Raw genomic sequence first — 13,666 nt, 5'->3', positions numbered from 1 at the left:
CGCTCCCGCATGCTGCTGCGTACCCCCGGCCGGCACCGCCTCGCGGACATCGCGGTGCGCGCGGGCTTCTACGACCAGGCGCACCTGGCCCGCGACTGGCGCGACCTCGCCGGGGTACCCCCGTCGCAGTGGATGGACGACGAGGTGTTCCCAATCGTCCAAGACGGGGAACCGTCGACGGACGGAGGATCTGTGACATGACTACCGACGACATGACCACGACAACCACCACGACAGCAGTGTTTCCCTGCTTCACCTACGACGACGCGCCCGGCGCCATCCGCTTCCTCGTCGACGCGTTCGGGTTCGTCGAGACGGCCGTGTACGGCGAAGGCGACCGCGTCGACCACGCGGAACTGACCTGGCCGTACGGCGGCGGCATCATGCTCGGCTCGGCCGGCCGCGACGAAAGTGCGATCGACCTGCCCGCCGGTGTCGGCGCGGTTTATCTCGTCGTGCCCGACGACGCGAAGGTCGACGCTCTGTACGACCGGGCCGTCGCGCACGGCGCGACCGTCACGCGCGGCATCCGCGACGAGGACTACGGATCACATGGATTCACCTGCCGCGACCCGCAGGGCGTGTATTGGAGTTTCGGCACCTACAGGGGTGAGGCCGCCAGCGGCGAGTGACCGCTCGGGACCTGTTCGGCCGGTTGGGGAGGGAGCGGCGGAGTGCCGTCCCCGAACGGCCGGCCGCCGAGCGCCTCCCGTCCGTGCGGGGTGAGCCAGCCGGACAGGTCCGGCCCCTTCGGCACGATCCGGGTGGGGTTGATATCGGTGTGCACGAGGTAGTAGTGCTGCTTGATCTGCACGAAGTCGATCGTGTCGCCGAATCCGGGCGTGGTGAACAGGTCACGCGCGTATGCCCACAGCGCGGGGAACGCGGTGAGCGGGTTGCGGTTGCACTTGAAGTGCCCGTGATAGACCGCGTCGAAGCGGGCGAGGGTGGTGAAGAGCCGCACGTCCGCCTCGGTGATGGTGTCGCCCACCAGGTACCGGCGTGTGGTGAGCCGGTCCTCGAGCCAGTCGAGCCGCGCGAACAGGGCGTCGAACGCCTCCTCGTAGGCGTGCTGCGATCCGGCGAAACCGCACCGGTAGACGCCGTTGTTCACGTCCCGGTACACCAGTCCGGCGACCTCGTCGATCTCGGCGCGCAGCGCCTCCGGATACAGGTCGGGGGCGCCCGGCCGGTGGAACCGGGTCCACTCGGTGGACAGGTCGAGGGTGATCTGCGCGAAGTCGTTGGTGACGACCTGCCCGGTGCTCACCTCCACGATCGCCGGGACGGTGATGCCGCGCGAATATTCGGGGTCCCGCGCGAAGTACGCCTCCTGGAGTCGTTCGATGCCGAGCACCGGGTCGACCCCTCCGGGATCGAGATCGAACGTCCAGCTGCGCCGATCGTGCGTGGGACCGCACAATCCCAGCGACAGCGCGTCCTCGAGTCCCAGCAGCCGGCGCACGATCAGCGCGCGGTTCGCCCACGGGCAGGCCCGCGCCGCGATCAGCCGATAGCGACCGGCCTCGACCGGATATCCGTCCCGGCCGTCCGCGGTGATCCGCGTCGTCAGGTAGCGGGTGTCGCGGTTGAACTCACCGGCTTCGACGTAGCTGCTGCTGCGGGAATCGGAGTGTTCGGTCACGGGATTTCCTTCCGTGCGGAGTTGACTACACGCTAGCGCCGCAGCTGCACCGTCAGGTGGGTTCCACACTCCTCGTATCCCAGGACCGCCGCCAGCCCGCGGCCGGCGAGATTGTCGCGACGGACCCGGCACTGCGGAATCAGTCCCGCGTCCAGGGCGTCGTGCGTGGCCAGGGTCGCGACGGTCGAGGCCAGGCCCAGCCGCCGATGTTCGGGGACGGTCAGCGCCACCACGTCGGCGAGGATCGAGTGGACTTCGCCGTATCCGGCCGCGGACAGCGGCCGGTGGTCGTCGTCGAGAAGGACGAACACGCGGTCGCCGTCGGCGGGGGTGGCGTCGATCGTGTCGTCCGGCGGGCAGCGCCGCCGCAGTTCGGCGAGGTCGCGGGCGTCGTGCGAGATCAGCGGATCCCGCACCCGGCTCGCGTCGATCCAGTCCGCGCAATAGTGCAGCACGTGGCTCCGGGCGCCGTGCCCGCCCGTCGCCTCGCGGACCGTCGCTGCACCGAGCGCGGCGGCGGGAATGTGGTCGACGGCGGCGACCGCGTCGCCGGGACCGACGACGGCGATCGTCTCACCCAGACGCAGTACCTGCAGCCGGTCGGCGGTATCGTCCACGCGCACCACACGCCCACCCGCGGTGAGCGCGTGGTCGTCGAGAGCGAGTTCACGGCACCACGCCAGCTGCACGATGTCCAGGAGATGTCGTTCCACGCGGCTACCGTAGACCCGCGTAGTGGAAGGAGCGTTCGTGAACACCAGATCCGGAGAATGGCCCGCGCTGTGGGCGCTGTGCCTCGGGTTCTTCATGATCATGGTCGACGGCACCATAGTGGCCGTCGCCAACCCCGTCATCATGCGAGAGCTCGACGCGGACATCAACTCCGTGGTGTGGGTGACCAGCGCATATCTGCTGGCGTACGCGGTGCCGCTGCTCGTCACCGGCCGCCTCGGCGATCGCTTCGGTCCCAAACGCGTCTACCTGGTGGGCCTGGTGCTGTTCACCGCCGCGTCCCTGTGGTGCGGGCTGTCCGGAACCATCGAGGTCCTGATCCTGGCGCGCGTCTTCCAGGGCCTGGGTGCGGCCCTGATGTCGCCGCAGACTATGGCGGTCATCACCCGCATCTTCCCGCCGGAGCGGCGCGGCGCCGCGATGGGCATGTGGGGTGCGGTGGCCGGTGTCGCGAGCCTCGTCGGGCCGCTCGCCGGCGGCGGACTCGTCGACGGCCTGGGCTGGGAGTGGATCTTCTTCGTCAACGTCCCCGTCGGCATCCTGGCGTTCGTGATGGCGGTGCGGCTGGTGCCGGATCTGGAAACGCACTCGCACACCTTCGATCTGCCCGGTGTCGCGCTCAGCGGCGCGGGCATGTTCCTGCTGGTGTTCGGCATCCAGGAGGGCAATTCCTACGACTGGTCCGCGAAGGTGTGGGGCATGATCGCGGCCGGCGTGGTCCTGCTCGTGGTGTTCGTCCTGTACCAGGGCCGGATGCGCGGTGAGCCGCTCGTGCCGCTCGACCTGTTCCGCGACCGCAACTTCTCGCTCGCGAACATCGGGATCGTGGCGATCGGTTTCACGGTCACCGCCATGACGTTGCCGCTGATGTTCTACGCGCAGGCGGTGCGCGGTCTCAGCCCGACGGGTTCGGCGCTGCTGATGGTGCCGATGGCGGTGTTCACCGGCATCCTCGCGCCGTTCGTCGGTCGTCTCGTCGACCGGGTGCATCCGCGCTACATCGCGGGAACCGGGTTCGCGTTGCTGGCGATCGCGCTGGTGTGGCTGTCGGTGGTGATGACACCGGATTCACCGACGTGGTCGCTGCTGCTGCCGTCGGCGCTGATGGGTGTCGCGATGACCGGGATCTGGTCGCCGCTGTCGGCGACCGCGACGAACCACCTGGCGCCGCATCGGGCCGGTGCCGGTTCCGGTGTGTACAACACCGACCGGCAGATCGGTGCGGTGCTCGGCAGCGCCGCGATGGGTGCGCTCATGACCTCCCGGCTCGCCGCGGAGGGACTCGGGGGTGGCGGCAGCTCCGAGATGAACACGGGCGTGCTGCCGGAGCAGCTGCACGAGCCGTTCTCGACGGCCATGGCCCAATCGATGTGGCTGCCCGCGGCGGTACTTCTCGTCGGGCTCGCCGCGTCGCTGTTCTTCGCGCGGCCGCACAGTCAGGTGAAGCAGCCTGTGGTCCCCGAATCGGACACTGCGGACGCCACACACGGTTGAGGCTACCGAACCCACCCCGAAATGTGATGCACGCCATATAGTGCGAGGCACGCAGACGATCGGAGGTGGCGATGTCGCCGGCGTTGGTCAAGTTTTCCGGTGGTGCCGAATGGCTGCGCGACGAACGCGTCACCCGGCATGCGGGGGTCTTCCGATACGAGGGGCTCGAGCCGTGCCTGGCCGAGCTCCTCGACCGCAGCGCACTGCGGTTCGCGCAGCGCACCGCCGCCGTCGACCGGTCCGGTCGCGGCATCACCTACCGCGAACTGTGGGCTGCCGCCGCTCGCGTCGCCGGCGGCCTGCTGGACCAGGGTGTCGGCCCGGCGGACCGCGTCGTCGTGCACTACCGGAACGGATTCGACTGGCTCCACGCGTTTCTCGGCGTCGTCCTGGCCGGTGGTGTCCCGGTCCTGCCGGACCCGACGTGCAGTGATGCCGAACTCGAGTGGATCGTCGCCGACAGCGGTGCGATCGTCATGCTCGACGGGAAGCTGCCCGACGGGGTCGCATTCCTCGACGGCGGTGCCTCACCCGAGGAACTGGCCCTGCTCTACTACGTGCGCAAGTGCGGCGGGGGACTGCACGGTGTCGAGCTGACCAACGAGAACATCCTGTCCACCATCGAAGCGGTCGTCCATGCGATGGATCTGGGTGCCGGTGGAGTGCGCACCGTGATCACCGCGCCGCTGTCCACCGCCGTCGGCTGCGGTGTGCAACTGCTGCCCACCCTGTCGGTCGGTGGCACCGTCGTCGCGGCCGGGGCGCGCGGCATCCGGGTGCCGTGGCGCCACCTGCGCGCTTCGTTCCCGACGGCCCGCTGCGTGCGCGGCTGGGGGGTCGCGGAGACCGGCGGGATCGGACTGGTGCTGCCGATCGAGGCTCGGCAGCGGCATCCCCGCAGCATCGGGATTCCGTTCGGCGGAATGGAGGTCGCGTTGCTCGGCCCCGACGCTGAACGCGGCGTGGGCGAATTGCTGTGCCGCGGCCCGAGTGTGGCCCGCCGGTACTGGAACGATCCGCAGGGCACCGCAGAGACGTTCGGCGACGGCTGGTTCCGCACCGGCGACCAGGTCGAGATCGACGAAGACGGGTTCGTCACCCAGCTAGCGGTACGGGTCTCGTGATGTGACGCGGACTCGGGTATACACCTGATGTGCCGCGACCCACACCCGGGTCGGCGCATCCGATCCGCTCAGTGGAGGTATACACACATGTCCGATGTGGTCTTGTCCGAGCGTCGTGGTCGAGTACTGGTCATCACCATCAACCGGCCCGACGCCCGCAACGCCGTCAACGCTGCCGTGAGCCACGGACTGGCCGAAGCGATCGACGAACTCGACGGCGACGACGACCTGTCGGTCGGTGTCCTCACCGGTGCCGGTGGAAACTTCTGCGCCGGCATGGATCTCAAGGCGTTCGTGGCCGGCGAGAACGTCGTGGTCCCGGGCCGGGGGATGGGCTTCACCGAGCAGCCGCCGCGCAAGCCGCTGATCTCCGCGGTCGAGGGCTACGCGCTCGCGGGCGGCACCGAACTGGTGCTGGCGACCGACCTGGTCGTCGCGGCCCGGGACGCCAAGTTCGGCATCCCCGAGGTCAAGCGCGGACTCGTCGCCGCCGGTGGCGGTCTGCTGCGCCTGCCCAAGCGCATCCCGTACCAGAAGGCTCTCGAACTCGCCCTGACCGGCGACAGCTTCACCGCCGAGGAAGCGTACGGTTTCGGGTTCGTCAACACGCTCACCGAGCCGGGCGGCGCGCTCGACGGTGCGCTCGCGCTCGCCGGGCGCATCACCGCCAACGGCCCGCTCGCGGTCGCGGTGACCAAGCAGATCGTCGCGGCCGCCGCGGACTGGTCGTCCGACGAGGCGTTCGCGAAGCAGATGGAGATCGCCGGTCCGGTATTCGTGTCGGAGGACGCTCGCGAGGGCGCGACGGCGTTCGCCGAGAAGCGCGCCCCCGTCTGGAAGGGACGCTGACCTCACCGCGGTGCCCGCCCGGTGCGGGGTGGGCACCGCGGTACCGGAAGTCCGGGAGGAGCGGAACGCATGAGCGCCGAACTGCACGTGCACATCGAGGGCACGCTCGAACCCGAGCTGATCTTCGCGCTGGCCGAGCGCAACGAGGTGTCCCTGCCGTATCGCGATATCGAGGATCTGCGGTCCCGGTACGAGTTCACCGATCTCGGTTCGTTCCTGGAGTTGTACTACGCCAACATGCAGGTGCTGCGCACGGCGCAGGACTTCGCCGATCTCACCCGCGCGTATCTGGCGCGGGCGGCGGACGCGGGCGTGACCCGCGCCGAGTTCTTCTTCGACCCGCAGGCCCACACCGGTCGCGGCGTGCCGCTGCGTGAGGTCGTCGACGGACTCGCCGACGCCGTCGCCGGCAGCGGCCGCGAGTTCGGGGTCGATGCCGCGATGATCGCGTCGATCGTGCGGGACCGGCCCGTGCAGGAGGCCGGTGAGGTGTTCGGTGAGCTGCTGCGGCTGCACGCCCCGATCATCGGTCTCGGCCTCGACTCCGCCGAGGTCGGCCATCCGCCCTCGTTGTTCGAGGACGTGTTCGCCCGTGCCCGCGCCGAAGGTCTGCACGTCGTCGCGCACGCCGGTGAGGAGGGACCCCCGGACTACGTCCGGCAGGCGCTGGATCTGCTCGGCGCCGAACGCATCGACCACGGCATCCGGTCACTCGAAGATCCCGAACTGGTGGCGCGGCTCGTCGACGAGCAGGTGCCGCTCACCGTCTGCCCGCTGTCGAATGTGCGCCTGGGCGTGGTGAATTCGATCGAGGACCACCCGCTGCGCCGCATGCTCGACGCGGGCCTGCTGGTCACCGTCAACTCCGACGACCCCGCCTATTTCGGCGGCTACGTCGACGACAACTTCGCGGCACTGCACACCGGGCTGGGCCTGACCTACGCCGAACACGACATGCTGGTGCGCAATTCGCTCGAGGCCGCCTTCACCTGAGTGCGTTCGCCTCGATGCCGAACACCCGCTCGAGGTACGGGTTGGCGAACCTGCCGTCCGGGTCGACGCGCTGCCGCACGGCGAGGAAGTCGTCGAACTTCGGGTACGTGGGCCGCAGATCGTCGGCGGTCCGCTCGTGGAGTTTGCCCCAGTGCGGCCGGCCGTCGACGTCGCGCACGATCTTCTCGACCGTGGCGAAGTAGTCGCGGTGGTCGCGCCGGTGGAATTCGTGCACCGCGACGTAGGCGGTGTCGCGACCGTACGCGGTGGACAGCCACACATCGTCGGCGGCGGCGAAGCGCACCTCGACGGGAAATGCGACCTGCCGGCCGGTGCGTTCGAGGCCGCGGGCGATGTCGGCGAGCACGTCGGGGAGTGCGTCCACCGGGATCGCGTACTCCATCTCCCGGAACCGCACGCGCCGCGGGGACGCGAACACCGCGTAGCTGCGGTCGGTGAACTCGCGGGGCGACAGGGCCCGGCCGGCCAGGTTGTTGATGCGGGGAATCAGTCCCGGGGCTCGCGCCCCGATGTACTGCAGCGCGCCGAACAGGCCGTTGGAGAGCAGTTCGTCGTCCACGAGACCGCGGATCCGGCCGATCGGCGCGGTCGGCTCGGCTCCCTCGAGCCGGATGTTGCGCTTGGTCAGGACCCGGTCGGTGTGCGGGAACCAGTAGAACTCGAAATGGTCCACGCCGAGCCGGTCCTCGTCGAGGGTCGCGAGCGTCTCGGTGAGGGTCGCGGGCCCCTCCGCCGCGTGCAACCGGTACGCGGGCACGCAGTCGAGCGTGAGGGAGGTGAGGATGCCGACGGAACCGATGCCGAGGCGCGCCGCCTCGAACAATTCCGGCTCGGTGGTGGGGGAGCAGTGCACGATGCGTCCGTCCGCGAGCACGACCGTCGCCGCGCGCACCTGGGTGGCCAGGCCGCCGAATCCCGCTCCGGTGCCGTGGGTTCCGGTGGAGACGGCACCGGCGATCGACTGCACGTCGATGTCGCCGAGATTCGCCAGCGCCAGGCCGTGCGACCACAGCAGGCGGTTGAGATCGTGCAGGCGGGTGCCGGCGCCGACGGTGACGAGCGCACCGGTCGCGGTCGGTTCGACCCGCTCGATCCCGGCGATCCGGTCGAGCGAGACGAGGACACCGTCGGTGACCGCCGCGCCGGTGAACGAATGCCCGGCGCCGACCGCCTTGACCCGGTCGCCGCGTTCGGCGGCGCGGGTGACGAGGGCCGCGACCTCTTCGGCGCCGGCAGGGGTCTCGAATGCGCGAGGTGTCGCGTGCTCGGTGCGCGCCCAGTTGCGCCAGGTAGCCATGTCCCACATGGTGCTCTTGGACGACCGTCCAGGTCAAGGGTTGCGGGCTGGTCGCGTTCGCCCCGGAGCCGGCGCCGAGCCTCTACGATCGGGGAATGCTGAACCGGATGCCCGCGGACGAGCGTCGCGCCCAGCTGATCGAATCCGCACTCGATCTCGCGGAGCGCGGGGGAGTCGGCGCGGTCACGGTGCGGGCGGTCGCGGAGAACGCCGGTGTGTCCCTCGGCGTGGTGCACTACTGCTTCGAGAGCAAGGAAGCGCTCGTCGTCGCGATGGGCGAAACCCTCATCCGCCAGCTCAGCGAGACCCTCCACGTCGCGTTCGACCTGCCGCACGACGGTCCGGATCCGCAGGGGATACGTGGGCTCCGGCAGCTCCTGTACGCGGGGCTCAACGCGATGTGGCCGATGATCGAGGCGACCGCGAACCGCCAGATCCTCACCTACGAGATCACCACCTATTCGTTGCGGCAGCGGGCCTCGGACTCCGAGCCCGGCGGCCGGATCGCCGCCGAGCAGTACCGGATCATGGACGTCGAGGCGTGCCGGTTTCTCTCCGACTGCGCCGAACGCACCGGGACGATGTGGACCGAACCGATCGAGGACATCGCCCGGATGGCGCTGGCGATGATCGACGGCCTGGTGCTGCGCTGGCTCGTCGATCGCAACGGCGACTTCATCGTCGCCGAACTCGACGACATGGCCGGGATCATCGCCTCCCGTGCGGCCGAGAAGTCCTGAACGAACCCTGCTCGGGGTGAACACCCCGTCGGGTGAGCAAGGATCTGGACAAGCGTCCATTCCGGTGTTCGACTTGTCCCCGACGCTTGTCTGTCCCTGCCTCGACGATTGGACCCGCCGTGACTTCGCCCCTCGACCGGCTCGACACCGCGACCGCCGACCTCGATCCGCCCTTCGCCGCCGCCGACCTGGCCACCGTGCGCCGCAACGCCGCCGATCTGGTCCGGCGCGCGGGCGGTACGCCCGTGCGGGTGGCGAGCAAATCGGTCCGCTGCCGCGCGATCCTCGAGGAGGTACTGGGTGCCGATCTGACCGGCTCGAACTGCACCTTCCGGGGCATCATGGCGTATTCGCTGCGCGAAGCCCTGTGGCTGGTCGAGCGCGGTGCCCGCGACGTACTGCTCGGCTATCCGACGGTCGATCGCGGTGCGCTCGCCGAGCTGGCCTCGCGACCCGAGGCGCTCGACGCGATCACCCTGATGATCGACTCCACCGCCCAGCTCGGGCTCGCGCGCGACGCGTTCGGCAGCGCCCGGGTGCGCCCGCGGGTGTGCCTGGACATCGACGCGTCGCTGCGCATCGGCCCCGTGCACCTGGGGGTGCGCCGCTCCCCGCTGCGCGGTCCGGACGACGCCGCGCAACTCGCCCGGTGCGCGACCACCGCCGGATTCTCCGTCGTCGGGGTCATGTTCTACGAGGCGCAGATCGCGGGTCTGCCCGATTCGTCGCTGCCCGTGCGGCTGGTCAAGCGGGCGTCGGCGCAGGAACTCGCGACCCGCCGCCGCGTCGTCGCCGACGCCGTCCGGGCCACGGTCGGCGACCTCGAGATCGTCAACAGCGGCGGCACCGGCTCGCTCGAAGTGAGCTCCGCGGATCCCGTCGTCACCGAGGTGACCGCCGGATCCGGGTTGTACGTGCCGACCCTGTTCGACCGCTATCGGGCCTTCACCCCGCATCCCGCGCTGTTCTTCGCGCTCCCCGCGGTGCGCAAGCCCGCCCCGGCCGTCACCACCCTGTTCGGCGGCGGCTACATCGCGTCCGGACCTGCCGGGGCGTCGCGCGTGCCGAAGCCGGTGCATCCGGCGGGCCTGCGGCTGCTGCGCAGCGAGGGCGCCGGCGAGGTGCAGACGCCGGTCACCGGACGCGCCGCGTCGGACATCCCGATCGGCGGTCGCGTGTGGTTCCGGCACGCCAAGGCGGGTGAGCTGTGCGAACGGTTCACGCACCTGCACCTCGTCGACGAGGACGGCTCACGCCACACCGTCCCGACCTACCGCGGTGAGGGCCACTGCTGGTGACTCCCCGTGCCCGTGCGCGGTTCGGTAGCGGGGGCTACCGAAAACGCGCACGAGGGGCAGGGCCGAGAATGAGGCAATGCCGTTCATCGCCGGGGCCACGGGCCGCCTCCACTACCGATCCTGGAACACCGACGCGGCGGAGGCCGCCGTCGTCTTCGCGCACGGGATGGGTCAGCACAGCGGTCACTACCACCGGTTCGCCGCCGGCCTGGCCGCGGATCGCATCGGGCTGTGGGGCCTCGACCTGGCCGGTCACGGGCTGTCGGAAGGGCAGCCGGGGGAGCCGGGTGACGTCGCCGGGCACGCGGCCGATCTCGCCGAGATCACCGGCCTCGCCGAGGAGGACGGCCTGCCGCTGGTGGTGATGGGACATTCGCTGGGGGCCGCGACGGTCCTGGCGCTGTTGCGCACCGAGGCGTCCCGGTTCCGCGGTGTGGTGCTGTGCGGGACGCCGCGCACCGCGACCGTTCCCGCGACCGCGGAGGTCCTGAGATCCGCGGGCCTGCCGACGCTGGCGGTGCACGGCGTCGACGACCGGCTCGCTCCGATCGACCCGGTGCGCGACTGGGCCGCGACCGTGCCGGGGCTCGAGCTGCGCGAGTACCCGGACGCCGGACACGACCTGCTGCACGAGCCGGTGCACCGCACGGTGACACGCGATGTCGCAGAGTTCGTGCTCGCGGTGACGGCCCCGGAACGACGATGAGCGGATGCGCCTCCCCGCGAAGGGGAGGCCGCATCCGCTCACGACCGGACGAGGGCGATCAGCTGTAGATCGCGGCGATCTCGGCGCCGTGCGCCTCGTGGATGATGTTGCGCTTGAGCTTGAGCGTCGGCGTCAGCTCACCGGATTCGACGCTGAAGTCCACGTCGAGGATGCGGTACTTCTTGATCGCCTCGGCCTTGGAGACCTTCTTGTTGGTCTCGGCGACCGCGGTGTCGATCTCGGCGATCAGATCCGGGTTCTTGATCAGATCTGCCACGGTGGCGTCGGCCGGAACGTTGTTGCGTTCCTTCCAGCCGGGGAGTGCCTCGGGGTCGAGGGTGATGAGCGCGCCGATGAACGGCTTGCCGTCGCCGACGACGATGACCTGGCTGATCAGCGGATGTGCCCGCAGCGAGTCCTCGAGGATGGCCGGGGCGACGTTCTTGCCACCCGCGGTGACGATGAGTTCCTTCTTGCGGCCGGTGATCGAGATGAAGCCGTCGGCGTCGATGGTGCCGATGTCGCCGGTGTGGAACCAGCCGTCGCGAATGGCTTCCTCGGTGGCCTTGTCGTTCTGCCAGTAGCCCTCGAACACCTGGGGGCCCTTGAGGAGCAGCTCACCGTCCTCGGCGATCTTCGCCGCGCACCCGTTGAACGGACGGCCGACCGTGCCCACCTTCTGGTTGCCCGGCGTGTTCATGATGATGCCGCCGGTGGTCTCGGTCAGGCCGTAGCCCTCGAGGACGTTGATGCCGACGCCGCGGAAGAAGTGGCCGAGGCGGGCACCGAGCGCGGCACCGCCGGACACCGCGGACGTGGCCTGACCGCCGAGCGCGGCCCGCAGCTTGCCGTAGACGAGCTTGTCGAACAGCGCGTGCCTGAGCTTGAGTCCGAGACCCGGACCGCCGTTCTCGAGCGCCTGGCTGTATTCGATGGCGGTGTCGGAGGCCTTCTCGAAGATCTTGCCCTTGCCGCCGTCGTAGGCCTTCTGCTTCGCGGAGTTGTACACCTTCTCGAACACGCGGGGCACGGAGAGGATGAAGTTCGGCTTGAACACGGCGAACTGGTCGAGCAGCGTGGTCAGGTCCGAGGTGTGCGCCACGGTGACCTTGCTGTCGAACGCCGCGAACGAGATCAGCCGGGCGAAGACGTGCGCGAGCGGCAGGAACAGCAGGGTGCGGTTGCCCGACACCATCGCGTCCGGCAGCTGGATCGCCGCGGCGGCCGACTCGGCGTACAGGTTGCGGTGCTTGAGCTGCACGCCCTTCGGGCGGCCCGTGGTGCCGGAGGTGTAGATGAGGGTGGCCGCGGACTCGGCGGTGACCGACTTGCGGCGCTCCTCGACCTGCTCGTCGGTGATGGCGGTGCCGCGGGCGATCAGTTCCTCGACCGCGCCCTTGGCGCCGTCGCCGGGAGCGATGCGCAGGACCTCGCGGACGGTCGGCGCCCCCTCGGCGACCTCCTTGACGACCTCGGCGAGCTCGTCGTTCTCGACGATGAGCAGCGACGTGCCGGAGTCCTCGAGGATCCACTGGGACTGGTCGGCGGACGACGTCTCGTAGATCGCGACGGTGGCTCCCCCGGCCGTCCAGATCGCGTAGTCGAGGAGAACCCACTCGTAGCGGGTCGACGACAGGATTGCGACGCGGTCGCCGAGTTCGATGCCGGAGGCGATCAGGCCCTTGGCGACGGCGCGGACCTGTGCAGCGAACTCCTTCGCGGTGACCTTGGTCCACGTGCCGTCGACCAAACGCTCGAACGGCACGAAGTCGGGCGACTCCTTTTCGTGCCGGAAGACGGAGTCCGCCATCGATGCGTCCTCGGGAATCGAGAACGACTGCGGCACGGAAATCTCACTCACTGCTGACCCCTCCATCGTTTTACCTTGGGATGTGCATTGCATCACAGGTTGGAGCGTTTTGCACCTGTCGGGCTGCCCGTTATGCACTGTTTTCGCGGGTCGAGGAGGAGTGATTTGTGTTACTTCGGGTACCGGGGGTTACTCGTCGGTAGCCAATGACGCAGGTCACTGGGGTTTCAGCAGCTCGGTCGCTTCCGAATCGGTCAATTGGTGAAAATCTTCGTAGGCCGCACCGACACTGTCCTGATCGGTCGGCTGCTCCGGGCAGACCACCTCGTCCGCGACCGCCAGTACCCGTCGCACCGCCTCCGGAGAGGCGACGGGAACCGCCACGACGACCCGCTCGGCACCTTCGGCGCGGGCGGCCAGGCACGCCGCCGCGGCAGTCGCTCCGGTTGCCAGGCCGTCGTCGACGAGCACGACCGTGCGGCCGGAGATCGGGATGCGGGCGCGGTCGCCGCGCAACAGGCGGGCCCGCCGGTCCAGTTCGGCGCGTTCGCGGTATTCGACCCGGGCGAGGGAGTCCTCGCCGATCCGGCCGCGACGCAGGACTTCCTCGTTGAGGATGCGGGTGCCGCCCTCGGCGATCGCCCCCATCGCGAGTTCGGGTTGCCAGGGCACGCCGAGCTTCCGGACGACGAGCACGTCGAGCGGAGCGTCGAGTTCCCGGGCCACCTCCCGCGCGACGGGGATCCCGCCGCGCGGCAGGGCCAGGATCACCGGTTTCGCGTCGCGCAGGTGCCCGACCGAGCGGGCAAGTCGCCGCCCGGCTTCCTCGCGGCTGGCATAGCGCACGACTCCAGTATGACCCGGTCGGCACCCCTGTCGTTCCCATCCGCGGACCGGAAAGGCAGCCGCGCGCAACCGGCATCGCGCGGCCGTCTCCCTCGTCTGCGGCTGTGGCGG

At 69.8% G+C, this 13,666-nt stretch carries 14 protein-coding genes; 9 read left to right on the top strand and 5 right to left on the bottom strand.

What is annotated here, in order from left to right:
• A partial coding sequence (locus ACN675_RS16730; RefSeq protein WP_420751904.1) for a helix-turn-helix domain-containing protein occupies positions 1-201 on the top strand: 201 nt, incomplete at its 5' end.
• A gap of 11 nt (positions 202-212) precedes the next feature.
• Entirely contained in the window at positions 213-632 is a 420-nt protein-coding gene (locus ACN675_RS16725; protein WP_420751905.1) for a VOC family protein, read from the top strand.
• Here the strand turns inward: ACN675_RS16725 and ACN675_RS16720 are convergent.
• The gene (locus ACN675_RS16720; protein WP_420751903.1) at positions 602-1,645 is read right to left on the bottom strand and encodes a glutathione S-transferase family protein; all 1,044 of its coding nucleotides are present in this window, start codon (positions 1,643-1,645) and stop codon (positions 602-604) included. The genes ACN675_RS16725 and ACN675_RS16720 overlap by 31 nt on opposite strands.
• A gap of 32 nt (positions 1,646-1,677) precedes the next feature.
• The gene (locus ACN675_RS16715; RefSeq protein WP_420751902.1) at positions 1,678-2,358 is read right to left on the bottom strand and encodes a GNAT family N-acetyltransferase; all 681 of its coding nucleotides are present in this window, start codon (positions 2,356-2,358) and stop codon (positions 1,678-1,680) included.
• Between the two features lie 37 nt (positions 2,359-2,395).
• Between ACN675_RS16715 and ACN675_RS16710 the strand changes: the two genes are divergently transcribed.
• The 4 genes from ACN675_RS16710 to ACN675_RS16695 all read left to right on the top strand — a co-directional run bounded on the left by ACN675_RS16710 (position 2,396) and on the right by ACN675_RS16695 (position 6,837).
• Positions 2,396-3,871 carry an MFS transporter gene (locus tag ACN675_RS16710; RefSeq protein ID WP_420751901.1) on the top strand — a complete coding sequence of 492 codons (1,476 nt, stop codon included), beginning with the start codon at positions 2,396-2,398 and terminating at the stop codon, positions 3,869-3,871.
• 71 nt (positions 3,872-3,942) lie between these two features.
• Positions 3,943-4,995, top strand: coding sequence for a class I adenylate-forming enzyme family protein (locus tag ACN675_RS16705; protein ID WP_420751900.1), 1,053 nt, complete (start codon positions 3,943-3,945; stop codon positions 4,993-4,995).
• Between the two features lie 87 nt (positions 4,996-5,082).
• Complete coding sequence (locus ACN675_RS16700) at positions 5,083-5,844, top strand: crotonase/enoyl-CoA hydratase family protein (RefSeq protein ID WP_197256047.1); 762 nt, start codon at positions 5,083-5,085, stop codon at positions 5,842-5,844.
• A 69-nt stretch (positions 5,845-5,913) separates the two neighbouring features.
• Positions 5,914-6,837 (top strand): adenosine deaminase, encoded by a 924-nt coding sequence (locus ACN675_RS16695; protein WP_420751899.1) that lies wholly within the window; start codon positions 5,914-5,916, stop codon positions 6,835-6,837.
• Here ACN675_RS16695 and ACN675_RS16690 read toward each other — a convergent pair.
• Positions 6,830-8,155 carry a D-arabinono-1,4-lactone oxidase gene (locus ACN675_RS16690; RefSeq protein ID WP_420751898.1) on the bottom strand — a complete coding sequence of 442 codons (1,326 nt, stop codon included), beginning with the start codon at positions 8,153-8,155 and terminating at the stop codon, positions 6,830-6,832. The two genes, ACN675_RS16695 and ACN675_RS16690, sit on opposite strands and share 8 nt — an antisense overlap.
• A 95-nt stretch (positions 8,156-8,250) precedes the next feature.
• Here ACN675_RS16690 and ACN675_RS16685 point away from each other — a divergent pair, with 95 nt between their 5' ends.
• The 3 genes from ACN675_RS16685 to ACN675_RS16675 all read left to right on the top strand — a co-directional run bounded on the left by ACN675_RS16685 (position 8,251) and on the right by ACN675_RS16675 (position 10,899).
• Entirely contained in the window at positions 8,251-8,895 is a 645-nt protein-coding gene (locus ACN675_RS16685) for a TetR/AcrR family transcriptional regulator (protein WP_420751897.1), read from the top strand.
• Between the two features lie 119 nt (positions 8,896-9,014).
• Entirely contained in the window at positions 9,015-10,193 is a 1,179-nt protein-coding gene (locus ACN675_RS16680) for an amino acid deaminase/aldolase (RefSeq protein WP_420751896.1), read from the top strand.
• A 76-nt stretch (positions 10,194-10,269) separates the two neighbouring features.
• Positions 10,270-10,899, top strand: coding sequence for an alpha/beta hydrolase (locus ACN675_RS16675; RefSeq protein WP_420751895.1), 630 nt, complete (start codon positions 10,270-10,272; stop codon positions 10,897-10,899).
• A gap of 58 nt (positions 10,900-10,957) precedes the next feature.
• On the opposite strand, the gene ACN675_RS16670 is transcribed toward ACN675_RS16675, so the two are convergent.
• Together ACN675_RS16670 and ACN675_RS16665 are read right to left on the bottom strand one after the other, a co-directional pair.
• Positions 10,958-12,760, bottom strand: coding sequence for an AMP-dependent synthetase/ligase (locus ACN675_RS16670; RefSeq protein WP_420751894.1), 1,803 nt, complete (start codon positions 12,758-12,760; stop codon positions 10,958-10,960).
• Between the two features lie 165 nt (positions 12,761-12,925).
• The gene (locus tag ACN675_RS16665; protein ID WP_420751893.1) at positions 12,926-13,555 is read right to left on the bottom strand and encodes a phosphoribosyltransferase; all 630 of its coding nucleotides are present in this window, start codon (positions 13,553-13,555) and stop codon (positions 12,926-12,928) included.
• Positions 13,556-13,666 lie beyond the last annotated feature (111 nt).

It is taken from the genome of Rhodococcus sp. O3 (assembly GCF_048897285.1).
In the GTDB taxonomy this organism is placed as follows: Bacteria; Actinomycetota; Actinomycetes; order Mycobacteriales; family Mycobacteriaceae; genus Rhodococcus.
This window is presented reverse-complemented; position numbering and strand designations above follow the sequence as displayed.